Raw genomic sequence first — 25,869 nt, forward strand, 5'->3', positions numbered from 1 at the left:
GGAGCTTTTTTTATGGTCAGCGCAACTCCGACGGTTGCTCTTAACAAGAAGGCTAATACGTGCGAAGACAGTGTCTTCGTGTGGTGGTGGGCACCAGCCAAGTCTTCTTTATTGTTCTAACGTATTCATATTTAAATGCATAATAACATCGTACAAAGTGTTTAACTCTATAATTTCAACATTTTTGAATCTCGAAGAATCCCTGACAGTATTTTTTGCTACATAAACTCGCTTAAATCCCATCCTGTCTATTTCTCTTATTCGCGCCTCAATCGATGGAACTTTTTTGAGTTCTCCGGTAAGTCCCACATCTGCCACAAATACTGTATCATTCGGAATTGCTTTGTCCTTCACAGATGAAACAATACACATAATAATTGCTAAGCTTACTGATTGTTCTTTAAGTTGGAGACCTCCGGTTGTTTTTATGACCACATTCTTATCGTATAAGTTGATTCTACCTCTTTGTTCAAGTATCGAAATCATGGTGTTTAATTGGTCTCTTCTTAAACACTCCGCAATTCTTGATGGATAGGGAGTAAACGATCTGGATACCAGGCTTTCGATTTCAACAATGATTGGGCGAGATCCCTCTTTTATTACTGTTAATGCACTTCCAGAAACCTTTTGCCCAGCTCCCCTTTGCGTCATAAAAAACTCGGAAGGATTATCGATCGATAACATCCCTTGTTCAGTCATTGAAAAAAAACCTATTTCCCCTGTACTTCCGAATCTGTTCTTGGAACACCATGCTCCCCTTAATTCTTCTCCATTTTCTCCATTTAATATCAAGACCGCGTCAACTAGATGCTCCAAAGCCCGAAGTCCCGCAATTTCATCATCTTTGGTCATTTGTCCGACCATGATAACCGCTCTGGGCCTGCTATTGTTCTTGGCGACTTTTAACAGTTCGTTGGCACATTCCATTGTCTGAATGGGCGAGCCCGGGCGAGAATTGTGTTCTTCAAGATTAAAGGTTTGAATACTGTCGATGATAATTAAATCCGGATCAAGTTCGGCAACAGAGGCCAGAACATTGTTCATACTGGTATCAGAGTATATCCAAATGTTACTCTTGTTGCTGTTTAGAATTCGATCAGCTCTGCTTTTTATTTGACTGTCGCTTTCTTCTGCCGAAGCATAGAGAACCCGATACCCTTTAGAGGCAACATCGTCTGCCACTTGTAAAAGCAGCGTTGACTTTCCAGCACCTGGCCTTGCTGTCAAAATAATTATTGAATCCCTAACAATTCCGCCGCCGAGCACTCGGTTAAATTCACTTAGGCTCGTAACAATTCGATCACTATTACCCGATATCACCTCAGATAGCCTTTTGGGCGAAGTCTTTCGACTATTGGATACTGCAGTTGATTTGGCTTGACTAATCATTTCTTCATACGTGTTCCATTCCTCACAACTCTGACACTTTCCCATCCACTTTGGGCTTTCGTAGCCACAATTGGAACATCTATAAATAACCTTATTCTTCAATGACAATGCCCCATTCCCATCAAACATCTCGGGATAATTTCAATCAATTTCATCTATGTACGGCTGTTCTCATGTAAGGCAATTCATGAATTGCCTTACATGAGACAACAGCTAGTTATCATTTCTTGGAGAATCTCATTTTCCCATCCTCGGCTTCCACTCCAATTGTGTCACCGTCTTTAAATTCACCTTCAAGTATTTTTTCCGACAGAGCATCTTCTATTAAACGTTGAATTGCTCGCCGTAACGGACGCGCACCAAAAACCGGATCGTTTCCCTCTTTAGCTATTAGCAGAGTTGCGCTCTTCTCGATTTCGAGCTTTAAGCCATGCTCACCCAATCGTTTGTTCATTTGGCTCATTAATATTTCTGTGATTTTCTCCAAATGTTCCTCTTGGAGAGCATGGAAGACTACTAGCTCGTCGATACGATTTAGGAACTCTGGGCGGAAGGTTCGTTTTAACTCAGCCATAACCTGTCCGTGCATATTCTTGTAGTCTGCTTTCTCGTCTTTTTTAGGGGCAAATCCCATTGCTTCCTTTTTCAAGAAGGAGGATCCCACATTTGACGTCATAATAATGACTGTATTTCGGAAATCAACGGTCCTGCCTTTAGTATCCGTTAACCGACCATCTTCAAGCACTTGCAATAAAATATTAAATACTTCAGGATGCGCCTTTTCGATTTCATCCAGCAAAACAACACTATAGGGTTTACGCCTTACCGATTCAGTTAACTGACCGCCTTCATCATGTCCGATATATCCTGGAGGTGCTCCTACAAGCCTTGAAACTGCATGTTTCTCCATATATTCAGACATATCAATGCGGATCAAAGCCTTTTCATCCCCAAACATCGCCTCGGCTAAAGCGCGACCAAGTTCAGTTTTTCCAACTCCTGTTGGCCCAAGAAAGATGAAGGAACCAATCGGGCGTTTGGGATCTCTCAATCCCGCTCGCGCACGACGGACCGCTCGGGCTACGGCTGTGACTGCGTCTTCTTGTCCAATGAGCCGCTGATGCAAAATCTCCTCTAAATGCAGGAGACGTTCACTTTCTTCTTGAGCAAGCTTCTTAACGGGTATTCCTGTCCAACTAGCTACAATTTGGGCGATGTCATCCGCCGTGACTTGGGCACTCTCTTTGTAACGCAGATTTTCCCAGGCCTCTCGTTGCCCCGCAAGCTCTACCCGTAATTTGTGTTCCTGATCGCGGATTTGCGCTGCTTTTTCAAACTCCTGGCTGGAAACCGCTGCTTCTTTCTCCTTCTTCAAACGCTCCACTTCTTCTTCAAGTAATTTCAAATCTGGCGGGGCAGTAAAACTAGCTAGACGAACACGCGAAGCTGCCTCATCCATTAAATCGATGGCCTTGTCCGGTAAGAAGCGGTCTGAAATGTATCGATCGGACAGGCGTGCAGCCGCCTCAATCGCTTCATCTGTAATTTTGACCCGGTGATGAGCTTCATACCGATCGCGCAAACCATGAAGAATCCGGATTGCCTCCTCTACAGTCGGTTCATCGACCGTAATGGGCTGAAAACGACGTTCTAAGGCTGAATCCTTCTCGATATATTTTCGATATTCTTCTAATGTAGTGGCCCCGATGCATTGAAGTTCACCTCTGGCTAACGCTGGTTTTAAAATATTTGCTGCATCAATAGCCCCTTCAGCCGCTCCCGCTCCAATTAAGGTATGCAATTCATCAATAAAAAGGATGATGTTCCCGTCCGCCCGGATCTCTTCCATTACTTTCTTTAAGCGCTCTTCAAATTCGCCCCGGTATTTGCTTCCAGCAACCATCGCTGAAAGGTCTAACGTAATAACACGTTTGTTTAAAAGAATCTCCGGCACTTTGTTGCTAATAATGCTTTGTGCCAAGCCTTCGGCTATAGCTGTTTTACCGACACCTGGTTCCCCGATCAGCGCTGGATTGTTTTTAGTCCGTCGACTTAAGACCTGGATAACTCGTTCGATTTCCTTTTCTCTCCCGATCACAGGGTCGAGACGAGCTTCGCGCGCTTGCACTGTAAGGTCACGTCCAAACTCATTGAGAGCTGGCGTATTCGCAGGACCGGCGTTCTTGGTAGAAGATATAGGATTAGGCGCTGGTATTGCCGATTCATCTAATTCCCCACCTAAAAGTTTAACCACTTGTTTCCATACTTTTTCAGGGCTCACATTGAGATTCGCCAAGATTCGGGCTGCAATCCCCTCGCCCTCCATAATTAATCCCAAGAGCAAATGTTCAGTCCCAATATAATTAACATCTTGGCGGTGAGTTTCCTCATTTGCCAACTCTAAAACCCTTTTTACTCGCGGAGTAAGCCCCACCTCGCCGTTAAAGGGTTGACCCACCCCGGCAATTTGTTCAACCTGACCACGAATTTTATCCAGGTCTAAACCCATTCCGGTTAAAGCCTGAGCCGCGATTCCTTCTCCCTCTTGAATAAGCCCAAGTAGGATGTGTTCCGTCCCCACAACTTGATGTCCCATCCGTTTAGCTTCACTATGGGCTATAGTTAAGACTTTCTCTGCACGTTCTGTATAACGTCCCTTCATCATTTCTTCATCCTTTCTTTTATCGAGGCACCTATTCGAGGCACGAGGTTCGATGCTCGACTCATGCCTCCTGTATCGTACTTCGTGCTTCCTGCATCGCGCCTCGTATAAGTCGAGCCCGCTCCTCATCCCGCTGGTTGGGGTCAAGTTCCCGATCAAGAATATATTGCAAACATCCCGATCGAGTATCCACGATCAATGTTGCAAAACCATCTTTGATCTTGGGTAATATACCAATATCAGTCCCTAGTCGGTCAAGGGACAATAAATGAATAGCATCTTCCGAAGAGAGTAGCCGAGCATTTTGCAAAGTTCCCCGCGCCCGCCAGACCTTATCTTCTAGGAGCATCGGCATTTGCTTTTGGAGAAGTTCTCGGGCCTTAAGTTCATGCTCAACAATCTGTCCGGTCACTGCATCCAAATGAGTTAAGATATCTTCTTCACTTTTGCCGAGCGTGATCTGATTGGAGACTTGAAACATGTGCCCAAAGGCTTGAGAGCCTTCACCATACAATCCACGCACAGCTAACCCCAAACGTGTCAAAGCTCCAAGAACCTGTTGCACTTGATTTGTTATCACTAAACCTGGCAGATGGACCATGACTGATGCTCGAAGCCCCGTACCCACATTTGTTGGGCAAGCCGTGAGATACCCATGACTTTCTCGGTAGGCAAAATCAAGTTTTGCTTCCAAAGCATCATCCAGGGCTGACGCTAAACGGTGTGTCTCCAAAAGCTGATTTCCAGGCAAAAGTACTTGAACTCTTAAATGATCCTCTTCATTAACCATCACAGCATATCGGTGGTCAGGGGCCAATGCTACACCTCGAGCTCCTGTTGACCCGCCTAAACTTGGGCTGATCAAATGCTTTTCAACAAGCACTTGATGTTCAACATTGTTTAGCTCCGTTAAGGATATATAGAACACTCGCTCTTGATTGACCTCTATATCTTTTAGAACTTGCGAAACGATTTGTTCAACCTGACCAGCACCTTCGGGATCTAGAACATGTGGAAAGGGGAAGTCTTCAAGGTTACGCGCTAAGCGCACTCGACTACTAATGATGACTGGAGAATTCGTTTCTGTCATCCAAGCGCTGTGCCGTAAGAGGAGCTCCTTACGTATCATGTTTTTCTCCTCCTTTTGATTGTTCAATTTGGCGAATCTGATCCCTTACTACAGCAGCCTCCTCAAACGCTTCTTGCTGAATCAAAACTTGAAGCTTTTCTTTTAGCTTTTTCTCTTCCATACGACATTTAATAGCAATACCACGTCTCACCGGAACTTTGCCTACATTTTGACCTCCACCATGAACTCGGCGAAGTAACGGTTCCAGCTGAGCTTCGAAGGTTTCGTAACATGCACTACATCCCAGCTTGCCAGCTTGCGTTATTCGGGAAAAGGTTATTCCACATTTCGGACAAGCCATCTCAGATGGCTGTTCTATCGAAGATGGATTGAACCCAAAAAGGGCTTGTAAAAACTCTGGCACAATAGCGGGATGAACAATGAAACTTACTTCATGTGTTTGTTTAGCACAGATTTCGCAAAGATAAAGCTCATGGGTCTGTCCGTTCTCTATTTTAGATAACTGTACTTTTGCCTCCCGCTGTTGGCAACGTTGACACAGCATGCTAAATCCTCCTTTATAACAAGTCATCTCGACTCAACGTTGTTAAAATGGTCTTCATAAGACGTGCTCGAAGAACGTTCCAGTCTCTAAATTCTCCCCCCAAAGCGTCATTAGAAAGTACGCTTTTGATCAACGCCGCTTCCCGTGCCGTTACCAAGTCTTCATCCACTAGCCTCTCGACAAGGCCATATGATCGGTCACGGGAAAGCTGCTCTCCAATTAATTGCCGCATAACCTGTTGATACTCGCCTTCGAGGCCCAACCCTAGTCTAATAATACGCAGATACCCACCGCCCCCCCGGCGACTTTCCACTAAATAGCCCCGTTCAATTGTAAAACGGGTATCTAGTACGTAGTTGATCTGAGACGGAACACAGGAAAACTCACCTGCCAGCTCACTGCGTTGTAGGATAATATACCCTTCCGAAGTTTGTTCCAAAATACGTTTCAGGTATTCTTCAATGCGATCCGCTAGGTTTCCCATTGTTGTGTACTCCTTGTTTACATAATCTTTCTAAAATGACCTCCCAATAATCATTGACCTTTCCTGACCTTCTATCTCTATGATATCCAAATTCCTAAGATTTTGCAAAGGATTTTTAAAAAAAATAAATTTTAAGAAGGGGCAAGTCTTCTTGACTTGCCCCTTCTTAGGTTATACCAAAAAATCCTATTTAAAACCTATTTTGAAAATAAGACAAAGTAAAACCACGAGGATAGAGTTAGAAGAGCAACACTCCCTAACAACCAAATTACAGGCTGTCCTTCGAACCGCTTTGAGCTATACTTTTCTTTCTTTGGTAGATAATGCTCCATTTGTTCAGGTCGTAACGGAACCGAGTGTTTTTCAGGAGATTCTTCATCTGACTTTTGGAACCCTTTTCTAAAGGAAGTAGCACGAGAGGCTACATCGATCCATTGCAATGAGCCTTTCAGCATTTGTTTAAGTTCTTCAGGACTTAGCCAAACATTGGTTTGTTTCATAAGTTCAGACGCCTCCACGTATCTATCAATCCTTGGTTCTACAAGTCAAAATAATATCGTTAATGTTTATTCGCGACCTACAGAAAAAATCCCTGCCGCTGGGGCAGGGACGTTTATCCAAATGTCTATTAAAATCCTTCTAAAGTTACGATGAATCTCGCTCAGACAATAATTCGTCCGTTGTTGCGACTTTTTATCTTGTAATTCAAGACAAAAAGATTTATTACTTGATGATAAGTACAGGGCAACTCGCTCGCTGCAATACCCGCTGACTTACACTTCCCAGGACCGAACCGGTAATTGCTCCGTAACCATGACTTCCCATAACAATTAAATCAATATCCTCCTTCTTAATTTGTTCAATAATAACAGTTACAGGATGCCCAGATTCTACCCTTTTGTTGATAACAACCTGCTTGCAGTCAATTCCTGTCAGAGTTGCTTCTAAAGCCAATTCTCCATTTTGATCAAGTTGTTCTTGCGTCACGGTAATACCATAAGAGATTGTATACCCCCAATAGGCCTGTGGCGTATAACTAACATGGAGAAGTACCACTTCGGCTTGAATAGATTGGGCTAGTTCAACTGCTGCTTTCAAAGCGCGACGCGAGTATTCCGAAGCGTCTGTAGGGACGAGTATCTTTTTAAACAATCTTATCACTCCCTATTACTTTTTATGTTAGATCGACCACTTCTATATTATCCTATTTGAACAATGACCTCAACAATCTTACCATTTTGAGTCGCTCTTAAAGCACGGCCAATTCTCGGGGGCTTACCGATAAATACCTTGCGCCCATTTCGGCTTCGATAACGACCGTATCTTCGATTCCTACAACTCCAACACCTGGAAAAACAAATTTAGGTTCGATCGCTACCACCATTCCAGGTTTCAGCACTTCTTTAGAACCCTTACTGATCGTCGGCAACTCGTCCAATTCTAGTCCTACCCCATGTCCGACAAAATGAACCTGTCCTGTACGATAACCCATAAAGTTGTCCTCATAAAGGGTATTCTGGCGAACCCAGGTTAGAATTTCCTCATAAATTTCACCAGCCACCCTCCCCGGAACTAAGGCACAGCGAATTTTCTCTTCGACCTGCCTTGCCGCCTTGTAGGCTTTTGTTAAATCCTCGGATAATGGACCGAGACTTAAGATTCGGGTTTGGTCAATCTGATAGCCATCCACAACTGTTACCATATCTACAATAATTGGTTCACACGTTTGAATTTGAGCCATTGTTGCGCCATTTGGGTGAGCTATAGAAATTCCTTGACCGGTAACCGGCCCATCGAAACAGCTGGGCACTGCAGCCCGAGCTCCCGAAGTGATGACGCAGAAATGAAATTCAGAGTCAAAGCCACGCATTCGAACATAACCACCGTGCCCTAGGGACCGCGCCTTCCCTTCAACTAAGCCCTCTAATTCAACCTCAGTCATTCCCGGATGAAGAACTTCCTTAGCATACTCCAAAACCTGGGCATGGATTTGAGCACTTTTTTCCAGACGAGCTAATTCCCATTCGGACTTTACTGCACGCAGCAAACGAACCTCAGAGGAAATATCCACCAACAAAGCGTCTGGAAATGTTTTGCGATAGCGCTCAAATTGATTAACAGGGAGAACATCTAGTTCTAAACCCAATTTTTCTGGTAAGGGAAGCCCTGCTTCCTGGATATGGTTCGGAATCTTTGATATCCCCTTTAACTGAATAACCTCCCAAGAGCTTTCTTGCTGGGCTCTACCAAAATCCCGATAGGCAAGGATAATTGGCTTCCCTTCCCGTGGAACATAAATATGAATATTTTGGGCTGTTCCTGTATAATACAAGGTATCCGCCCGCTGGACCAACAGTGCCCCGTCAATTCCTTTTTTCTGCAAACTATCTTGTAAATTGCTTACACGCTCTTGCAATTCTGTTATGGGTACTTTCATTCTCTTACCTCCCTCCATATATTATTTAATATTCAGAATTTTATTTTATTAATATTATGTTCAGATTTCCTTAACTTTGCAAGTTTATTTTGGTTAGGGGGTTTTCTTAACGCTGTAAGCGCCTTAGAATAACAATCACGTTATGGTTAATGTTAAACAATCTAAAAAGAGCCGAGTAGAAATATAATCCTCCTCGGCTCTCCTTCTTAATATTTTTCTGGCAATTCCTCAAAATATCCCTGCGGATGTGCACAAGCTGGACAACTTCCAGGTGCTTCGAGACCTTCATGAATGTAACCACAATTTGAACATTTCCATACGGTCGGATTATCCTTTTTAAAGAGTGTTCCATTTTGAATCCCATCGGCATAGTGCTCAAACCGAGTCATATGGTGTTTTTCAACTTCGGCAATCTTTTGAAAGGCTTTCGCAATGTCAGCAAAGCCTTCTTTTTCTGCTATTGCACCAAATGTTGTATAAATCTCAGCCCACTCTTCTCTTTCTCCTGCTGCAGCTGCCCTTAGATTGGTGAGAGTGTCTTTATAAACTAGTGGATAGTCTGCATCGACATGAATGACCTGGGTCTCCTCCTGATTATGAGCAACCAAGAGTTTGTAGAACACTTGGGCGTGTTCTCGTTCGTTTGCTGCCGTTGCCTCAAAAACAGATTGTATATGTTGATATCCTTCATTCTTAGCAACACCAGCAAAAAAGGAATACCGATTGCGCGCTTGGGACTCTCCAGCGAAGGCTTTGCTGAGATTTCTAAATGTTTCTGTTTCGTGGAATTTCATAAATTCACTCTCCTTTTCTCCTAGTTTCTCTATACGCTAATTATTTATGCTTTCGAGCTCATTCTCAATAATCCTGCTTTTCGGCTCTCAATACCTGATTAATTTCCAAGAGTTCCTCATATAAAGGTTTTTTAATACGGATGTCGAAGTATTGTAGGTCAATAAGCCAAAGGTGGTTTTTCTTTTGTTGTTAAAACGTCTCGATGTCCCTCGTGCAGTGATTGTCTTAATCGTTGGTGGTTTCATCCAGTCGGTCGGTAATTCTTTGATGTGGCCTTTAAACAGCCTCTTTATGCATACAGTCTTGGGCCGCACTCTGACAGAAGCGGGCACTCTTCTGGCTCTTCAGTCCGCAGTATCCCTCCTTGGCCAATTTATGAGCGGCTTTTTAGCCGATCGTTTTGGACCCAAGCGAGTTATGATCTTCGGCCTGGTTAGTGCAACTCTTTCTGTTGGGGCTATAGGCATCTTTCCTGTATGGAGCGTCTATGTCCCTAGCTTTATCCTCTTTGGCTTAGCTCAAGCCTTTATCTTCGTTCCACTTTACGCGCTAATTCATGCAGTTTGGCCGGAGGGCGGGCGACGAGGCTTTAATCTTCTTTATGTTTTCAATAACGCAGGAGTAGCCGTCGGCACGGCTGTAGGAGGATTGATCGCCCAAGTTTCATTCCGCCTCATCTTTTCTCTCAATGCCGCAGCCTTTTTAATCTATTTGCTGATTGTGTTTATAGGGGTTTCCGAAAGAACAGCGCCCATCCATTTGATTCCACCCAAAGAGCAAACCGAGCGACTGACCAAAGACAAAGGATTCAAGGTACTTCTGGCTTTAGGCGGCGGAATATTCTGCACCTGGGGTGCTTATATTCAGCTCGTTACGATTTTGCCCGTTGTAATGAACCAACTTGGTTTCTCCCTCTTTTCATACAGTGTCCTTTGGACAGTAAATGGCGTCTTTATCGTAGCCTTGCAGCCCCTTCTCAATTGGGTGATCCACACTTGGACACAATCGTTCAAACGGCAATTTTACCTGGCCACTGTTCTCTTAACCATTGGATTTGTCATTTTGCTTGGGAAATTTCCGTATATATCCTATATTATTGCTATGCTCATCCTAACCCTTGGCGAAATGCTTATTTTGCCAGCGGTTCCTGCAGCCGCCGCTCAACTCGCCCCCTCAGGAAAAAAGGGCGCTTATCAAGGCATTATCGGAGGTGCTTCATCCGGTGGCCGAATGGTTGGACCTTTATTAGGTGGTATGATGTATGATTTTGGTGGAGGATCAGGCGTGTGGGGACTTGCAATCGTTTTTATGGGAGCATCATTAGTGATGTTCTTTATCTATGGAAAAATCGTTCAAGGCTTTCCTGTGCTTCAACAAGCCGAACAACCAGATATGACTTAAAAAGATAAAAGTAACCCAAACTAAGCGATATAACAAATTCAAACAATGGAAAGGAATTCAAAAAATATGTCTCATCCTACTGCTCCGTATCTTTTTTGCCCACTATGTGGCAAACCACTCCAAAAATCGATCATTGCTGACCAACTTCGAAGCAGATGTTCAGAATGCTCCTATGTTAACTGGGGAAATTTTTCTCTCGGTGTGGGGGGGGTTCTGTGGCACAACAGCAAAGTTCTTCTTGTCCAACGCGGACATAATCCCGGAAAAGGAATGTGGACGATTCCAGGCGGCTATGTGGACCAAGAAGAATCGATCTGGGAAGCTGTCATCCGTGAAATCCAGGAAGAAACCGGAATTATGGCTAAACCACTCTCTATCATCGGCTTGCGCGATCGACCTGCCGAAAGACATGACACTTATATTATTTTTCTTATGCAATTTTTAGGTGGAAGCTTACAAGCCCAACCAGAGGAAGTCAGTGACCTGGGCTTTTTTACTTTTGAAGAATGTCGTGCTCTTCCCATACCCTCACTAACTTTGAGTGCACTCGAAGCCTCTCACTCCGTATCTCAAGGGCTCATAATCAATTCCGATGTTAAACTTTCGGATACGTTTTCAACGCTCTATCAAATTCGCTAGTTAGCAGGAGATTCAAGTTTCTTTTATCCTCCAGCTGAAAGGAAACGAAGGCGAAAAGCATTGTATATTTGCTGCCAGTCCTCCTCATTCACTCGAAAAGTCACTAATGTTGCCGGGATTTGTATTAACCGTAAACGACAGGTCCACTCGTCGCTCAGTTTTACTTCCCAGTTCGGCCCCAAATAAGTTCCCTGTCCAACGTACTTTCCACCAATCGCCAGAAAATACTCTTCTAAGTCTCTGTGGGGCATTCCTCTCATTTCAAGGGAATGCTCTGCTATTGCCATAATCGTCTTGCCTCTTCCAACGAATTTTTAACTTGTCCTATGTTGTCATCACCTTTAGCTGATTAATTAGCTTTTTTGCGTTCGTCCACTAAATGCCTTATCGCTGCAATCGGGTGGGCAAAAAGCATTTTCGGACCTGAATATCGCATTACCTCGATGATTCTTTGGCGCTTTTCCGGTTTATAACAATGCACTGTGCATTTGCCGCAGGTCGGTTTACTTTCTCCAAACTTACAATGGGTAAGGCGGGTCATGGCATAATCCGATAGTTCTTGGCACTCTGGACACAATCCACTTTTCCAGTGGTGATGATTTTTGCAATATAGCCTAAGCATCATTTGCACGGTCGCTTTTTCGCGCTCTAACCTATTTGACATTTTTGGCTCAACTCCATTCCACCCAGTCCCAATATATTTTGGCCTAACGCATTGTTATTTATTAATCAGGGCATTCTAGCGGTGACACTTTTAAAGGGGGTAAATTAAATGGCGAAGAAAACGAACAACAAGTCGCGTAAGCCAGATAACACAGAGAAAATTCCCCTTCCTTATGACGCCGATAAAATTGGGAAAGACGTAGGAAAAGACCGGGTATAAACCCGGTTCTTTTCTTTTTAAAATCATTATGTACATCAATCAATAATACCATGACCAGGAAGCCAATGTCGGTCTGCTAGCCCATCATTGTCCGTTCGATTGAATTTTAGAGAAGTACAAAACCAAACCACGAAAATATCCCCAGAGGGTATTGATGTCGCATTTCATTACCTCCCTATGTTCCGGCTTTTAGATGAATAAATTGAGAAATTCTTTGGGAATATCCGTCTCATAGCGTACTTCTTCACCCGTTATCGGATGCCTGAAGGCCAGCACCCGAGCGTGAAGCCCTAAACGACCAATCGGTTGCTTGGTCGACCCATACTTTTTATCTCCAATGACACTGTGCCCTATATCTTGCATGTGAACACGGATTTGATTCTTGCGCCCAGTTTCAAGTTTCACTTCCAATAGCGAATAATGTTTATTTTTCTTAAGTACCTTGTAGTGCGTCACAGCTTTTTGACCGTCGTTAGGGGTCCGACTGGAGTACATTTTAAAGGATTTGCTTTCGGTCAGCCATGAGGTGATTGTTCCTTGCTCCCGAGTTACGAAACCTTCTACAACCACTACGTAATTTCTCTCTAAAACAGTTTCCTTCCAAGAATTTTGCAGTAATTGCTGTATTTTCTCGCTTTTGGCAAACATCATAACTCCAGAAGTTTCTCTATCCAAACGATGCAAAACAAAAATCCTGTTTTTCGGATCCCTCTTTTTTACGTGCTCACTTAAAATACTATAGGCTGTTTGTTCTTTTTCAGTAGCAGTAGCGATCGAAAGCAGCCCAGCCTGTTTTTCAATGATTATAATATAGGAATCCTCAAATACTATATTTAGCCCTTGAGGTTGCTTTTCCACTAACACTTTTGTCCAATTCACAACAACTTCTTGGCCTATCTCTAGAGGATGATTATATTGAGTAATGACTTCACTATCTACCGAAATCTGACGATGGGCCAGAAGGGACTTAACCTCGTTACGGCTTTTACTGGGAATCTCGACAAGTAAAAACTTCATCAACTCAGCTGGTTCCGTTACTTTGAGGCAGGTTCGTTTCTCCTTTCCCGGCTTGCTTCCTGGTTTGCTACTTGGTATATTCATAACTACTTACCCCTTATCCTTACCTATGTTTCAGCTGTGATCTCCATGAGATACTAGCTCCTCTGCCATCTTAGATATTTCACCAAGCGACTTTGTCAGACTAACAACATCCAGGGCTTGATTCTCACTCACCATCGCCAACTGCTTAATATGCTCTATCAAACTACTAACCGTATCATTGACCTCTGTTATATCCTCAGATATGGCTAACGCAGACTGTTTTGCGCCCTCAGATAGCTTTCGAACTTCATCGGCAACCACGGCAAACCCTCTCCCCTTATCACCGGCTCTAGCCGCTTCAATCGACGCATTCAAGCCCAGAATACTGGTTTGAGCAGATATTCTACGAATATCCTGAGATATTCCATTTATTTTTTCGAGTCCTACCTTAGCAACAGAGGTGCCACTCTCCATTGTTCTAGCCGTGGCAGCTAATTCTTCACTTGAAGCAGACAGCTCCTCAGATGCAGTATGACTACTTTTTACGAGTTCTGATAAATCTATACCAACCTTCTTCAATTCGTCATACCGTCGATCAGATATCACCACCGTCATAGCGCCCTGCAACACACCATCCATCCAAAGTGGATTAGCAATGGCTATATACGAAATGCCAAACTGTGATTTGTCAATCGGCACACGGATCACCAATCTCCTCTTTTCTCTCACACACTGCATAGTGACTAACTTCTCGTACTTGGAAGTAGACTCATCATTCGTTATTTTCAGATTCAGATTCTCATGGTTAATAGCAACGATTACTTTATCAAGACTAAAGACAAGCACAGTAATATCCTCATCGTAGAAATCCTTCATAAATGGCGCAATTTCTACTGCTTGTTCTAGATTCATTGCTTACCCCCTCCTCATATAGCACGGTTGTAAAACCTCTACGTGCTTTGTACTGAAAAGTTTAATTCGTTAGTTGATTCTACTTTCTTTTCCCCAGCCTATGCGGATTAAGAAGAATACATACTAATCCACCTGAATATCTCAAATTAATCCCAATATTACCAGTAACCATGAAGCAGGTCAATAAACTTCTCATCCTGAACTAACCTTTTAATTCATGTCCGCTCATTCCAGCTTTATAACTTTTAATAAATAACTTGTAATACTCTTCTATGATCTGTGAAGTTTCAATCTCTTCATTCATCTTTAAGATCTCAATCGCAGTTTCTATTGTACACAGATTTCCTTCTGCAGCTCCTCTTCTCAAATCATAGCTTGATGCGTAGTTGGGCTCTATGGAGACAATGGGTAAGCCCATTAGAAAGTCACTCTTGCGAAATATCTTTCTAGCTTCCTTCCATGTCCCATCTAAAATTATGAAGGCCGGAATATTACCAGTTGGTTGAAAAGCCACTTTTCTATTTGCTAATTCCTCATCTTCCGCTGGAAATAATACAAAAACGCTATAGTTTTCTCTACTAATGTTTCTAATTAATTGCTCAGGACTCTTTGTCCGTTCCCAGAGAAAGATTTCAGTTGACTCCGGATTGATTAACTTTAATAGCCTTGCTGTATTGGAAGGCCTATAAAACTCTCTTTCACTCGATAGAATCCAGAACTTTGCCTGAGTCCTTACTTCTGACAATTTATTACAAAGACAATTGATTATCGGTAATCCACATTGATTGCAACTTTCATATAAACTAGTAATCTGTTTTACCTTATAACGTTTATCCATTCTTATCCCCTTAGATAACTACTAAACGACACTAAGCCATTTCCAATCTAACCGTACTTCCAGCTCCGCCCGCCTCAGCGGGGGTGACCAGCAAACGACGTGCAAGACGATTTTTGAGTTCCGGAACGTGGCTTATAATTCCGATCGTTAGATTCTGCAGGTGAAGTTTTTCGAGCGTGTTCATCACTGTTTCGAGAAGATTGGCATCAAGTGTTCCGAACCCTTCGTCTAGGAAGAAAAACTCGAGCGGTGATTCTCCGCGAAGTTGGATTTGAGTAGACAAGGCTAGCGCAAGTGCTAAAGCAGTGAGGAAGGTTTCTCCGCCTGATAAACTACTCACCGGTCGACGTACTCCACCGTTGGCATCATCACGCATGATGAACCCGCCCTCTGCATCAACCTCCAAGGCATATCGTTGGTTTGTTAATTGTTTTAAACGTTCTGAGGCATCTAGGGATACGTTGGTTAACTGTTCTTGAGCGATAAACTCGACAAAGACATTCCCTTTAAAAACGGATTGCAAGTCTTTTAGTAAACTCCGACGGTGGCTTAATGCTTGTCTTTCACTTTCCAGACGCATCCATTCTTCATGCTCCACTTTCAACTTTTCTAATCTCTGATGAGTCGCACCACGTCTCTCAATCGCTTCAGTATACGCCTTTTCCACTTCCCTAAGCCGAATTGGCCAAGCAAGCCATTCCTCTGGACGGAGGCTTCGTCCCTTAAGTTGCTCTTCAATGTCTTTCCGTCTCTGCTTAAGCATCAAAACGTCTTGCCGATAAACCAAGATTGTCTGATCCATTTTTAGCCGTTCAGCATCGTCACATAAAGCACTTTGAGCTGCTGTCACAGTTATGAATTGTGCCGTTTTTAGTCCCTGTTCCAGTTTGTCCTGGGCCTCCTCATACCCTTCTCTGGATAGTTCTAAAGTTTTATAGCTGACTGCTTGAGTCTGCTCCGCCTGATTCCATACCTCTTTAGCTAGTTCATAGGCCTTCTTCAGTTTTTCTTCAGCCCCAGTTACAAGAGCCAATTCATGTTTGACCTGCTGAATCATTTCTAAAGCTGGCTTCCCTTCAGTTAAAGAATCACATTTGCTCTTCAGCTCTGCCATCTCACGAGCCGCTTCACTTCCGACCGTCTTCAAATTCTGAAGCTCAAGCTCTAAATCTGTTTTCGCTAAAATTAGCTGTTGCTGCTCCTCATCCGATTTCTTTAATCCCTGTTCTAGCTCAACTAATTCCTGATTTAAGGTCCTCATAGCCTGATCCCAGGTGGCGTATTTTCTTTGTAACAACAATATATCCGCTTGATCAATACTCCCACGCAAAGCGTCTAAACGATTTTTCCGCTGAGCCTGTTCCTCAAGCAATGACTTTAATCGATGATAGATTTCTTTCCCGACGCCCTCTGTGGAAGCAATTTGGGCTTGAACGGTATGTTGCTTCTTTTCTACTTCAACTAACTTCTGCTGAGCATCCTCCAACTGACGGCTCAACTGCTCTTGCATTGTTTTCCATTGATTCAAGGCGAACCTATCGTTAGTCAACGCAGACTCTTGTTCAACTCGTTGGGCATTTAAGGCTTGAATATTTATGTTGCGGTCAGATTCCGGTAATTCCTGGCGATAGTTAACAATTGCTCGTTTCTTTGTTTCAATGATCTCTAATTGGGTTCGTTCAAGTTCTTGCTTAGAAGATAGTTGAGCCTTAGCCACGGCCAGAGCGGTCGCCCCAGCTACCCGTTTGCCCTCCAAGCTCTGCAGTTCTCTAGAGGCCAACTCTAACTCGGTTCGCACTTTAGATAACATCTCGTCATCCAAACTTTGAGCAGGCTTGGGGTGATGAGCAGAACCACAGACCGGACAAGGTTCTCCCTGAACTAAATTTCCGACGAGTAGCCCAGCCAGATTTTCTTGTTCTAACCCCTTCAGCTCAGCAGTTTTTTTCTCGACAATAGTTACGCCTTCCTGAACTGCAGCCGAAATATCGTGCTGTTCCTTTTCACTGTTTTCCACGCTCTCTTGTGATTTCTGACAATCCACTAAGATCATTTGCCAGCGTTCTTGCTCCTCAATCCCTTCCCGCTCACCCCGCTCAATATTGGCGATTATATGCCGGTAACGCTCCAGTTTTTGAGCCCGATCACTAAGTATTTCCTCTCTAAGTGGTGGACCTTGTTGCCCACTAGTAAGTGCCTTTTTCAGCTGCTCCACAGACTTTTGCGCGATTTGGACCTCAGCCACGGAGCTCTGTAATTTTAATTGCCGATCTTCCATTTCAGATGTGTTCTTCTCCAAGTCCCTTTGCAAGCTGTCCACTTGTTTAGAAACAATCTCGTACGCTTCTAAAGCTTGGGCCGAGGCATTAACCCGATTTCGCTGCACAGGGTCTACTGAGATTTGAGCTAGCTGGTCCTTCACATCTTGCTGTTGTTTTTGGGTTTCAGCCTTTTTAGCTATCTGGACTTGGATCTTATGATCCAGGTCCTTTCGAGTTCGATCAAGCTTACCATATTGGAGACGGGTCTCAGTTAACCGTTCATGGCGCGCCTGGATATCGTCTTCTAAGCCTTTGGCCTGCTGAAGTTGTTCCAACCTCCTCAGACAGCGCGGCTCGACCTCTAATCGTTTAAGGTTACCCTCAAACCATTTCCCTTCCGCGACTTCCTTAGCGAGCCTAGCCTCCTTAAGTTTAGCCTCCTCGTCTTCGACCTGACCTTTAGCTCTTTTGAATCGTTCTTCGGAGAGCCTGATTTCTTCTAGGATCGGACGAATCGATTCCGCACGCTCAGCAAGGCTTAAGCGTTCTGCGATCTTATCTATCATGGGCTGTTCGGCTGTCCGCTGAACCTCTTTTTCCCTTATCTGCTGTAACTGTTCTTGAAGGCCCCATATTTCCTTAGCTTCATCGTACTGTTGTTTCAAATTTGATAATCCTTGAGCAATGCTGGATGAGTTGGCAATCGCCTCTTGCAGGTTCGCTTCAGCTTCTTTAAGCCGCTCTGCCGAAGCGTCCCCCAAACCCTGTTGCCGTTGCTCTACACCGTTCAGGTTGAATTCCGCACTTCCAAGTTGTTCTGACAGTCGAGCCGAGAGTTCTTTACCATAAGCTTCGAGTGAAAACAAGCGCTCCAACATCTGTCGCCGCTCCTTAGGCTTTATGGTTAGAAACTCCGCAAATTTCCCTTGCGGAAGGACAACCGCCCGGGTAAAATCATCCACCGAAAGTCCTAACAATTCCTCCATTTTCTTCGTCATCTCTTCGGCCTTGGAGGCCAAAACAGTTTCCACGCTCGCGGCTATTTCTACAAAACGACAGGTTGAAGCTTTTACTGTCCGCTCCCCGGAGCGCCGATAAGCTCGTTCTGCCCGATAGATTTTCCGTTGGCTTCCTGAAGCTAAGGAAAAAATGTATTCCACAGTGAGCTGATCTTCCGCATGGTTAAGAATCCCGTGCGTATTGTTGGTCGCCCGTTCGACTGTACCGTATAACGCGAGCGTAATAGCGTCAAGAATCGTGGACTTTCCGCTTCCAGTGGAACCAAAAATCCCGAACACACCCGTTTCGCACAGTTTCGCAAAATCAATCTCCTGAACATCTCTAAAGCTGTTTAAGCCAGCTACTCTTAAGCGAATCGGCCTCATGCCGTCTCAGCCTCCTTACGCCCAACCGCTTGTTGAGGTTCAGTGTTAGTATCCCCAAGTTTAGCAGAGCCGCTTTCTTCATAGTTCCCACCGTTGTTGTCCGGGTCAATTAGAGCTAAAAACAAAGCCACTAATTCCTGATCTGGTTCAGCCCCGCCGGTTCTTTCTTGGTAAAACTTGCAAAAGAGCTCATCAATCGGCAACTTTGAGCGAGCCTCCGCGACAATCTGTTCCATTTCCGGAAAAACGGGACGAATATTAATGAGATGTTCTCGTTGTCGACGTAGGGTATGGATGTCTTGGGAATTAAGAGCACCCTTCACAAAGACCTCTAAATCAATCCAAGCGTTGAGATCCTTCCCCTCATCTATCCAGCGCTGTACTTGAGCTAACCCCTCTTTGGCCTGCCACCTGACTAGTGGGAAGCCAGCACTTAGGAAGATCTCCCGGGTAATCACTGGTTGACCAGGAAAAGCCTCGATAAAGATCACAGATTTGGCATACCCTGTTTCTGAAAAGCTGTAGGCGAGTGGAGAACCCGAATATCGGGTAGGGACCGATGCCCCTTTGACGGCTTGAGCACGGTGTAAATGACCTAGAGCAACATACTGAGCACCGAAGGGCATTGCCTCAAACTCAACAGTTGGTGCGCTTCCCAATTGAATCGGCCGCTCAGATTCAGATTCCATTCCTCCCCGCACAAAGAGATGACTCAACCCTAGGTTAACCGCATCCGGCCGAAAGTTTTGGCTGAATGTAGCAAATAACTGCTGTACCCGCTTTGAGTATTCCTGGCGGAGAATTTCCTCATCTAAACTCTCGCTTAGTACCTCATTAAGACGCGACTCGGAAGGATAGGGAAGCATTGCAATAATTGCAGGGTCTGGGCAACCGGGAATATGTAACTCTGCCCACCCTTGGCCTGCTGCAACCCTGACGACTTTTCCCTGATTCGGCTGAGCCCAGAGGCTTGGCCTCATTACTTCTTTCGGGAGGCCGTATAACGTGATCCCATTCCTGACTGCAAGTGGACTTGCCGCACAAAGTCGTTCTGGGTTATCGTGATTGCCTGCAATTGCCACTACAGCCCGCCTTCCTCCATCGGACAACCGGTTCAAAGCCTCATAAAAAAGCTCTTCGGCGATGGCAGGAGGATTTACGGTATCAAAGACATCCCCGGCAATCAAGACAAGATCCACCGCTTCATCTTCCACGATCGTACAAAGTTCATCAATAAACTTTACTTGCTCTTCAATTCGACTACGCCCCTCAAGCATCCGCCCAAGGTGCCAATCTGATGTATGTATAATCCGCAAAGATAACTCAGCCCCTTTCACGCACTCTCTTCTAATCTCTCATTATAGAGCATGTCTTAGACAAATAGCTGTAGGTATCACTAGAAATATTTACTAACGAGTGATGACCCATTTCTCAGACAATTCAAGGCAAATGGAAAAGGCTGTTGGTCATAAACAAAGAACCACTATGTTGGACTCCTCAGTATGTATTAGAAATGAGCATAAGGGGCTGTCTCTTTATAGAAATGTGATTTCTATAAAGAGACAGCCCCTTTGATTTACCGTATCCCACTACTATTTGTAATCTTCTCTCACAGGTGAAAACACTTCTACCGCTATGGAGTCCTCCTTTATTTCAGCACCATGTTCTATGTTTCCCTGAATAGTCCAACTATCACCTTGCTTCATCTCATGTCTCTCTCCATTAATAATCAGAATAATATGACCCGCCACCAAATACCCCGTTTGTTCTTGTGGATGTTTATGCATCGGTAATATTTTCCCTTTTGCCAACTTAAATTCACATAATAGGGTATTCTTTCCGTAGACTAAGGTTTTTCTTTCAATTCCATCTAACATTTCATTATATCCACTTTTACAAGCTTTTCCTATTTGGCAGTTCTGCATTAAAACATTTCCTTTCATTTGAAATTCTATTCCATCTTAGTTGTTCTTTCAGTTGAAATTATAACAACAGAAGTATATCTACAATACCACTAATCCAATGGCAAGGCCATCTTTGGGCCAGGAAGGTTATTCCACTCAGCATGACAGACATCAAGTCCCGAGAATATCACCAAACAAACTCCGAGGCCAACGGTTGAATAGTATCTACACTTTAGATTTCTCCTTCCTCATAAACTACTCGGCTGTATAAAATATCCAACAATAATTTGTATCAGCGTAAGCATGTTTTTAAAGTTGTTCGGTTAAATTAATAACAGGTTCCATAATCAAGGGAGGGTTATCGATGGACAAATTAGATAAAATACACGATACCCAGGAAAAAGCCGAACAAAACAAGAAGCACCAAGGCAAAGGGAATACTAGCAAAAAGTTACCTAATAAACAACACAGTACTAATAAATAGCCTTCACTGAACCATGATCCTCGATCATGGTTTTTTTATTTAAAGTGTGGTTACCTAACAGCGAGCTTTTATGGATTAGCATTCTTCTCCATTACAATATCAACTTCTCTATAAACTTTGGCAATAGGAATATTTTTTTCTCTCGCTATCTTTTTGCAGTCTTCATACTCTGCTTTATATTTGAATAGATCTCCTTCATAATAAGAACTCTTTATTGTTATATCACCATATTTGGTTTTTATCGTTGAGAATTTTCTATTCAGCATAATTTTTTCAACTTTAAATTTTCTGATACCAATGGAAGTTGTTTCTCTAAAAATGACTTCCATAACTTCTTTTTCCTTCGTTTTATTAACCAAAATGCTTAGCTTTATGGCGGGTCTTCCTTTTTTCATAATTATAGGTGTCTTATATACGTCTAAGGCCCCTATTTCAAAAAGACGTTCTTCTAAATAACTATAAAATTCCGGATTCATGTCGTCTATATTTGTTTCAAGAATGTATTGCTCATCAATTCCTGCATGATTTTCTGTCTTCCCTAAATATACTCTTAAAACGTTCGGGATTTCTAGCTCCCTACTTCCCAATCCATATCCGATCTTTTCTATCGAAAACTCTATCTTATCCGTAAATTCTTCCACGTTTGCCGCTAAAATAACTGCGCCAGTAGGCGTGGTGGTCTCAAAGGATACAAGCCCTGATTTAATGGGAATGCCTTTTAAAACTTCAACTGTTGCTGGAGCTGGAACCGGTATTATGCCGTGCGCACACTTTACAAAACCGCCCCCCACCTGAACAGGAGAAGCTATAATTTTATCCACTTTTAGATAATCTAGAGCGATGGCTGCCCCTACAATATCGACAATCGAGTCTATAGCACCAACCTCATGAAAATGCACTTCATCAATTGACTTCCCATGAACTTTAGCCTCAGCTATCGCTATTCGCAGGAACATTTTCAAGCTCGACTCTTTCACTACATCATTCAGGCTACTTCCAGTGATTATATTTTCAATATCCTTCAGAGTCCTATGGACGTGAACATGATGATCATGTTCATCGTGACTATGCTCTTGATGCCCAAGGATAACATCCACTTTCGTTCCAGTGATACCCTTTTTGGTATCTTTCTTAATTTTTATTTCATACTCTGAATCCAATTGGAGCCCGGAAAGCTCTTTAATTAAATATTCTCCATCGACACCCAGATCTACCAGTGCCCCTAAATTCATATCTCCGCTAATTCCGCTAAAACAATCATAATATAAGATTTTCATTTTATCTCTCTCCATGCTTCTTTAATTCGGTAATATCCTTTAAAATTAATCATTTTAAAATGGATTTCCCTTCAATAAGATATGATAATCTCTCCATTTAGACCAATACTACCACTTCCAGTTCACTCTAAGTCAATAAGAATGAATAATTATTGAGCATTTCTCTCTATATTTGCTTCTTAAATTCACTGAATGTGTATTAACAACCCAAAGGGATTAGCAAAATTGGCCAATCACTTTGGTGCCTATTTATTTTAGTACTACTCTGGACGAATCGACCATACTTTCTTGGAGATTTCTTCAGGGTCAACGGTTATCCGGGCTACCCCACTGTCCATGGCAGCTTGAGCGACCGCAGCGGCGACAGTCGGAGCAACACGAGGATCAAATGCCTTGGGAATGACATAATTCGCATTACGCTCCTCGTCACTAATCAAGCTCGCAATCGCATAAGCTGCAGCGATTTTCATTTCTTCATTGATTTGAGAGGCACGCACATCGAGAGCACCACGGAAAATACCCGGAAAGGCTGACACGTTATTGACTTGATTTGGGAAATCTGAACGTCCAGTGCCTACAACTTTCGCTCCAGCTTCTTTAGCTAGATCAGGCATAATTTCTGGCACAGGGTTCGCCATAGCAAAGATAATCGGGTCTTTGGCCATAACTTTGACCATCTCAGGAGTCACCATATTGGCTGCAGAAACACCGATAAAGACATCTGCACCAACTAAGGCGTCTGCGAGAGAACCAACCAGCCCCTGAGGATTAGTAATATTAGCGATTTCATTTTTCGATTTGTTCATGCCTTCAGGTCGTCCGGTATAGATCGCGCCCTTGGTATCACACATAATCACGTCTTTAACGCCCATGCTCATAAGCAATTTGATAATCGCCACTCCAGCCGCGCCTGCGCCGTTGGTAACAACACGAATACTATCTATGGATTTTTCAACAACTTTGAGAGCGTTGATCATTCCGGCCATAACGACGATGGCTGTTCCGTGTTGGTCATCATGGAAAACTGGAATGCTCATTTCCCTCTTCAGGCGTTCTTCAATCTCGAAGCATGCCGGTGCACTTATGTCTTCTAAGTTAATTCCGCCAAAAGTAGGTTCCAAAAGCTTTACTGTCTCAATTACCTTTTCTATATCTTCGGTGTCTAAGCAAATTGGGAACGCATCAACTCCGGCAAATGTCTTGAAAAGCACAGATTTTCCTTCCATGACAGGCATAGAGGCAAGCGCGCCGATGTTTCCAAGACCAAGAACAGCTGTACCATTTGAAACTATGGCCACAAAGTTACCTTTATTCGTATACACATAGGCTAATTCTTTATCCTTATGAATATCCAAGCAAGGTTCAGCCACTCCAGGAGAGTAAGCCAAGGATAAATCCCGGCTATTACGCACCGGAACTTTGCAACTGACTGCCAGTTTGCCTATATTATCCCGGTGAAGAGCTAAAGCATCGTCTCTTAGTGTTCCCATATAATCTAAATCTCCTTTTAACATCTTATTCTTTTACTTGCTTCCGTCCAAATTCACGAACAGTCTAGGGCTTAGTATTATACCAAGCCCTTTGACATTATGCTATTGTGCAATTCTCGGAGCCAACGATCTAGGGCAAAACTCCCCATTGGCGGCGTATTTTACGCCTACCCCTTTCTGGAATCACTTTGAAATTATAGTTTAGTTATTGAGCATTCGCTAGTATTCCTCAAATTCCCTACTTATTCTATTAGTTTTTTAGAAATTACTATGAATATCCTTTGAATTTCTTTGAGCTTTAATCTCATTTCTTTAATCTAGAAGGTAAGATTCATATTTCGGAAATATCAGTTCATTACATGAACTATTATACTCTTGCTTTAAGAATTGCCCCGATGTAAAGTAAGAGGCGAAGATTAATATTAAAGGAATCCGGCGCACTCAGTGCATCCTAGATTTCTTGGAGATTATATGTTTTACCATTAGATATATTGGGGGTACAAAGATGAAGAAACTACTTGTTGAAGAAATCGTTTCAGCGGTTGAATGGCTTTGTATGGAGGCAAATTATAACCTGGGTTCGGACATCATGGCCGGGTTTCATCGGGCATTAAAAGATGAGCGTTCTCCGTTAGGTCAAGAAGTGTTAGAACGACTTATTGAGAATGCCCAAATAGCCCACGAGGAAAGAGTCCCAATGTGTCAGGACACTGGGATGGCGGTTATTTTTGTCGAAATAGGTCAGGATTTGCACGTGGTCGGCGGGGGCCTCACCGAGGCTATTAACGAAGGAGTACGTCGAGGGTATTACCAAGGATATCTACGCAAATCAGTGGTAGCCGATCCGTTTGAACGTGTCAACACGGGCGATAACACGCCCGCTGTGATTCACTATGATATTGTCCCTGGCGATTCACTGCATCTAGTAGTGGCTCCAAAAGGATTTGGCAGCGAAAACATGGGAGGCTTAAAAATGTGTAAGCCGTCTGAAGGCTTGGAGGGTGCAATGCAGTTTGTCGTAGACACAGTCGATCGCGCAGGTGGAAACCCATGTCCTCCGATTATTGTTGGCGTGGGAGTTGGCGGTACAATGGAGAAGGCGACTTTTCTAGCCAAAAAGAGTTTACTACGCGAAGTGGGAAAACATAATCCAAAGGTGCGTCTGGCGGAGATCGAGAAAGTGTTATTGGAACGCATTAATCGTTTAGGTATTGGCCCCCAAGGGTTTGGCGGTGTGACAACTGCGTTAGCTGTTAACTTAGAGGTGTATCCGACACATATTGCTGGAATGCCAGTTGCCGTAAACATTGGCTGTCATTCAACTCGACATAAGGAAATCACCTTGCAAGGGAGGGCCATCTAATGAACGAAGTGAGACGCATTGAAACTCCCCTAACCCAAGAGAAACTTTCGGTCCTTAAAGCGGGGGATAATGTCTTGATAAGCGGCGTGATTTATACTGGGCGCGATGCAGCTCATAAAAAAATGGTCGAGGCCCTGAGGCAAGGTGAAGGCCTTCCTTTTATGATGAAGGATCAGATGATCTATTTTGTTGGCCCGACACCTGCCAAAGAGGGTCAAGTAATTGGCTCGGCTGGGCCAACGACAAGCGGACGGATGGATGCTTATTCACCAGATTTGATTGCCGAAGGACTGACCGGAATGATTGGCAAAGGGCTTCGTTCTCAAGAAGTGATCGAAGCGATGAAAAAACACGGTGCCGTCTATTTTGGTGCAATAGGTGGAGCGGGTGCCCTGATTGCTAAACGCATTGTTTTAGCTGAAGTGATTGCCTATCCTGAACTGGGACCAGAAGCGGTACGACGTTTGGTCGTCAAGGATTTCCCGGCCATAGTGATCATTGATCACTGTGGAAACAATCTCTACGAAATTGGGAAAGCACAGTATCGGGCGTAGATAGATCCATCATCGTTAATCCACCTTGTCCTTCTC

Annotated in this window: 24 protein-coding genes; 5 read left to right on the forward strand and 19 right to left on the reverse strand. The window is 43.6% G+C overall.

The genetic code is table 11. The features are described from left to right. Window positions 1–108: 108 nt before the first annotated feature. From radA to rbr, 9 genes are all read right to left on the reverse strand, one after another. Window positions 109–1,491 carry a DNA repair protein RadA gene (gene radA / locus DSBG_RS05075; RefSeq protein ID WP_176716173.1) on the reverse strand — a complete coding sequence of 461 codons (1,383 nt, stop codon included), beginning with the start codon at window positions 1,489–1,491 and terminating at the stop codon, window positions 109–111. Between the two features lie 118 nt (window positions 1,492–1,609). Next, entirely contained in the window at window positions 1,610–4,051 is a 2,442-nt protein-coding gene (locus tag DSBG_RS05080; RefSeq protein ID WP_068963111.1) for an ATP-dependent Clp protease ATP-binding subunit, read from the reverse strand. A gap of 61 nt (window positions 4,052–4,112) precedes the next feature. After that, window positions 4,113–5,180 (reverse strand): protein arginine kinase, encoded by a 1,068-nt coding sequence (locus DSBG_RS05085; RefSeq protein WP_068963112.1) that lies wholly within the window; start codon window positions 5,178–5,180, stop codon window positions 4,113–4,115. Next, window positions 5,170–5,685, reverse strand: coding sequence for a UvrB/UvrC motif-containing protein (locus DSBG_RS05090; RefSeq protein WP_068963113.1), 516 nt, complete (start codon window positions 5,683–5,685; stop codon window positions 5,170–5,172). Before DSBG_RS05090 ends, DSBG_RS05085 begins: the two co-directional genes overlap by 11 nt. Window positions 5,686–5,698: 13 nt before the next feature. Next, on the reverse strand, window positions 5,699–6,169 hold the full coding sequence (locus DSBG_RS05095; RefSeq protein WP_068963114.1) for a CtsR family transcriptional regulator: 471 nt from the start codon (window positions 6,167–6,169) through the stop codon (window positions 5,699–5,701). A 197-nt stretch (window positions 6,170–6,366) separates the two neighbouring features. Next, window positions 6,367–6,669 carry a hypothetical protein gene (locus DSBG_RS05100; protein ID WP_068963115.1) on the reverse strand — a complete coding sequence of 101 codons (303 nt, stop codon included), beginning with the start codon at window positions 6,667–6,669 and terminating at the stop codon, window positions 6,367–6,369. A 223-nt stretch (window positions 6,670–6,892) separates the two neighbouring features. Beyond that, window positions 6,893–7,321 (reverse strand): universal stress protein, encoded by a 429-nt coding sequence (locus DSBG_RS05105; protein ID WP_068963116.1) that lies wholly within the window; start codon window positions 7,319–7,321, stop codon window positions 6,893–6,895. A gap of 97 nt (window positions 7,322–7,418) precedes the next feature. Beyond that, complete coding sequence (locus tag DSBG_RS05110) at window positions 7,419–8,606, reverse strand: M24 family metallopeptidase (protein ID WP_068963117.1); 1,188 nt, start codon at window positions 8,604–8,606, stop codon at window positions 7,419–7,421. A 206-nt stretch (window positions 8,607–8,812) separates the two neighbouring features. After that, on the reverse strand, window positions 8,813–9,400 hold the full coding sequence (gene rbr / locus DSBG_RS05115) for a rubrerythrin (RefSeq protein ID WP_068963118.1): 588 nt from the start codon (window positions 9,398–9,400) through the stop codon (window positions 8,813–8,815). Between the two features lie 184 nt (window positions 9,401–9,584). Here rbr and DSBG_RS05120 point away from each other — a divergent pair, with 184 nt between their 5' ends. Both DSBG_RS05120 and DSBG_RS05125 read left to right on the forward strand, forming a co-directional pair. Continuing rightward, window positions 9,585–10,802: an MFS transporter gene (locus DSBG_RS05120; protein ID WP_068963119.1), complete on the forward strand. Its 1,218-nt coding sequence runs from the start codon at window positions 9,585–9,587 to the stop codon at window positions 10,800–10,802. 66 nt (window positions 10,803–10,868) lie between these two features. Beyond that, window positions 10,869–11,441 (forward strand): NUDIX hydrolase, encoded by a 573-nt coding sequence (locus DSBG_RS05125; protein ID WP_068963120.1) that lies wholly within the window; start codon window positions 10,869–10,871, stop codon window positions 11,439–11,441. 23 nt (window positions 11,442–11,464) lie between these two features. On the opposite strand, the gene DSBG_RS05130 is transcribed toward DSBG_RS05125, so the two are convergent. The 8 genes from DSBG_RS05130 to DSBG_RS05165 form a co-directional block, all read right to left on the reverse strand. Then, entirely contained in the window at window positions 11,465–11,728 is a 264-nt protein-coding gene (locus tag DSBG_RS05130; RefSeq protein WP_068963121.1) for a MoaD-like domain-containing protein, read from the reverse strand. Between the two features lie 62 nt (window positions 11,729–11,790). Continuing rightward, a complete protein-coding gene (locus DSBG_RS05135) occupies window positions 11,791–12,105 on the reverse strand; it encodes a nitrous oxide-stimulated promoter family protein (RefSeq protein ID WP_040412237.1) in 315 nt (104 codons plus the stop codon). A 408-nt stretch (window positions 12,106–12,513) separates the two neighbouring features. After that, entirely contained in the window at window positions 12,514–13,425 is a 912-nt protein-coding gene (locus DSBG_RS05140) for an RluA family pseudouridine synthase (RefSeq protein WP_068963122.1), read from the reverse strand. A gap of 30 nt (window positions 13,426–13,455) precedes the next feature. Then, window positions 13,456–14,277 carry a methyl-accepting chemotaxis protein gene (locus tag DSBG_RS23950; RefSeq protein WP_068963123.1) on the reverse strand — a complete coding sequence of 274 codons (822 nt, stop codon included), beginning with the start codon at window positions 14,275–14,277 and terminating at the stop codon, window positions 13,456–13,458. A gap of 202 nt (window positions 14,278–14,479) precedes the next feature. Continuing rightward, complete coding sequence (locus DSBG_RS05150) at window positions 14,480–15,115, reverse strand: tRNA-uridine aminocarboxypropyltransferase (protein ID WP_068963124.1); 636 nt, start codon at window positions 15,113–15,115, stop codon at window positions 14,480–14,482. Between the two features lie 31 nt (window positions 15,116–15,146). Beyond that, a complete protein-coding gene (locus DSBG_RS05155) occupies window positions 15,147–18,761 on the reverse strand; it encodes an AAA family ATPase (protein ID WP_068963125.1) in 3,615 nt (1,204 codons plus the stop codon). Further along, window positions 18,758–20,077 (reverse strand): metallophosphoesterase family protein, encoded by a 1,320-nt coding sequence (locus DSBG_RS05160; RefSeq protein ID WP_083236731.1) that lies wholly within the window; start codon window positions 20,075–20,077, stop codon window positions 18,758–18,760. Before DSBG_RS05160 ends, DSBG_RS05155 begins: the two co-directional genes overlap by 4 nt. A gap of 276 nt (window positions 20,078–20,353) precedes the next feature. Further along, window positions 20,354–20,704 (reverse strand): cupin domain-containing protein, encoded by a 351-nt coding sequence (locus tag DSBG_RS05165; RefSeq protein WP_207647217.1) that lies wholly within the window; start codon window positions 20,702–20,704, stop codon window positions 20,354–20,356. Window positions 20,705–21,029: 325 nt separating this feature from the next. Between DSBG_RS05165 and DSBG_RS05170 the strand changes: the two genes are divergently transcribed. Then, complete coding sequence (locus DSBG_RS05170) at window positions 21,030–21,149, forward strand: DUF4023 domain-containing protein (RefSeq protein ID WP_009619887.1); 120 nt, start codon at window positions 21,030–21,032, stop codon at window positions 21,147–21,149. A 68-nt stretch (window positions 21,150–21,217) separates the two neighbouring features. On the opposite strand, the gene larC is transcribed toward DSBG_RS05170, so the two are convergent. After that, window positions 21,218–22,426, reverse strand: coding sequence for a nickel pincer cofactor biosynthesis protein LarC (gene larC / locus DSBG_RS05175; RefSeq protein ID WP_068963126.1), 1,209 nt, complete (start codon window positions 22,424–22,426; stop codon window positions 21,218–21,220). Between the two features lie 260 nt (window positions 22,427–22,686). Beyond that, the gene (gene ystJ / locus DSBG_RS05180) at window positions 22,687–23,916 is read right to left on the reverse strand and encodes an NADP-dependent malic enzyme (protein WP_068963127.1); all 1,230 of its coding nucleotides are present in this window, start codon (window positions 23,914–23,916) and stop codon (window positions 22,687–22,689) included. Window positions 23,917–24,421: 505 nt separating this feature from the next. On the opposite strand from ystJ, the gene DSBG_RS05185 reads away from it, so the two are divergent. After that, window positions 24,422–25,279, forward strand: a complete 858-nt coding sequence (locus DSBG_RS05185; RefSeq protein ID WP_068963128.1) for a fumarate hydratase — start codon at window positions 24,422–24,424, stop codon at window positions 25,277–25,279. Beyond that, window positions 25,279–25,833, forward strand: a complete 555-nt coding sequence (locus DSBG_RS05190; protein ID WP_068963129.1) for a Fe-S-containing hydro-lyase — start codon at window positions 25,279–25,281, stop codon at window positions 25,831–25,833. The genes DSBG_RS05185 and DSBG_RS05190 overlap by 1 nt, the downstream gene beginning before the upstream one ends. Window positions 25,834–25,869: the final 36 nt, after the last annotated feature.

Origin of the sequence: Desulfosporosinus cupriresistens, from assembly GCF_001707885.1 — a bacterium.
Classification (GTDB): domain Bacteria; phylum Bacillota; class Desulfitobacteriia; order Desulfitobacteriales; family Desulfitobacteriaceae; genus Desulfosporosinus.

What these genes read in the sequence shown, in the direction of transcription:
- DSBG_RS05100 (WP_068963115.1), bottom strand. Translation starts at nt 6,669, where the DNA reads ATGAAACAAACCAATGTTTGGCTAAGTCCTGAAGAACTTAAACAAATG.
- DSBG_RS05140 (WP_068963122.1), bottom strand. Translation starts at nt 13,425, where the DNA reads ATGAATATACCAAGTAGCAAACCAGGAAGCAAGCCGGGAAAGGAGAAA.
- DSBG_RS05130 (WP_068963121.1), bottom strand. Translation starts at nt 11,728, where the DNA reads ATGGCAATAGCAGAGCATTCCCTTGAAATGAGAGGAATGCCCCACAGA.
- DSBG_RS05090 (WP_068963113.1), bottom strand. Translation starts at nt 5,685, where the DNA reads ATGCTGTGTCAACGTTGCCAACAGCGGGAGGCAAAAGTACAGTTATCT.
- DSBG_RS05085 (WP_068963112.1), bottom strand. Translation starts at nt 5,180, where the DNA reads ATGATACGTAAGGAGCTCCTCTTACGGCACAGCGCTTGGATGACAGAA.
- DSBG_RS05150 (WP_068963124.1), bottom strand. Translation starts at nt 15,115, where the DNA reads ATGGATAAACGTTATAAGGTAAAACAGATTACTAGTTTATATGAAAGT.
- DSBG_RS05095 (WP_068963114.1), bottom strand. Translation starts at nt 6,169, where the DNA reads ATGGGAAACCTAGCGGATCGCATTGAAGAATACCTGAAACGTATTTTG.
- DSBG_RS05165 (WP_207647217.1), bottom strand. Translation starts at nt 20,704, where the DNA reads ATGAAAGGAAATGTTTTAATGCAGAACTGCCAAATAGGAAAAGCTTGT.
- DSBG_RS05135 (WP_040412237.1), bottom strand. Translation starts at nt 12,105, where the DNA reads ATGTCAAATAGGTTAGAGCGCGAAAAAGCGACCGTGCAAATGATGCTT.
- DSBG_RS05170 (WP_009619887.1), top strand. Translation starts at nt 21,030, where the DNA reads ATGGACAAATTAGATAAAATACACGATACCCAGGAAAAAGCCGAACAA.
- DSBG_RS05125 (WP_068963120.1), top strand. Translation starts at nt 10,869, where the DNA reads ATGTCTCATCCTACTGCTCCGTATCTTTTTTGCCCACTATGTGGCAAA.
- DSBG_RS05080 (WP_068963111.1), bottom strand. Translation starts at nt 4,051, where the DNA reads ATGAAGGGACGTTATACAGAACGTGCAGAGAAAGTCTTAACTATAGCC.
- DSBG_RS05110 (WP_068963117.1), bottom strand. Translation starts at nt 8,606, where the DNA reads ATGAAAGTACCCATAACAGAATTGCAAGAGCGTGTAAGCAATTTACAA.
- ystJ (WP_068963127.1), bottom strand. Translation starts at nt 23,916, where the DNA reads ATGGGAACACTAAGAGACGATGCTTTAGCTCTTCACCGGGATAATATA.
- DSBG_RS05185 (WP_068963128.1), top strand. Translation starts at nt 24,422, where the DNA reads ATGAAGAAACTACTTGTTGAAGAAATCGTTTCAGCGGTTGAATGGCTT.
- DSBG_RS23950 (WP_068963123.1), bottom strand. Translation starts at nt 14,277, where the DNA reads ATGAATCTAGAACAAGCAGTAGAAATTGCGCCATTTATGAAGGATTTC.
- DSBG_RS05155 (WP_068963125.1), bottom strand. Translation starts at nt 18,761, where the DNA reads ATGAGGCCGATTCGCTTAAGAGTAGCTGGCTTAAACAGCTTTAGAGAT.
- larC (WP_068963126.1), bottom strand. Translation starts at nt 22,426, where the DNA reads ATGAAAATCTTATATTATGATTGTTTTAGCGGAATTAGCGGAGATATG.
- DSBG_RS05190 (WP_068963129.1), top strand. Translation starts at nt 25,279, where the DNA reads ATGAACGAAGTGAGACGCATTGAAACTCCCCTAACCCAAGAGAAACTT.
- rbr (WP_068963118.1), bottom strand. Translation starts at nt 9,400, where the DNA reads ATGAAATTCCACGAAACAGAAACATTTAGAAATCTCAGCAAAGCCTTC.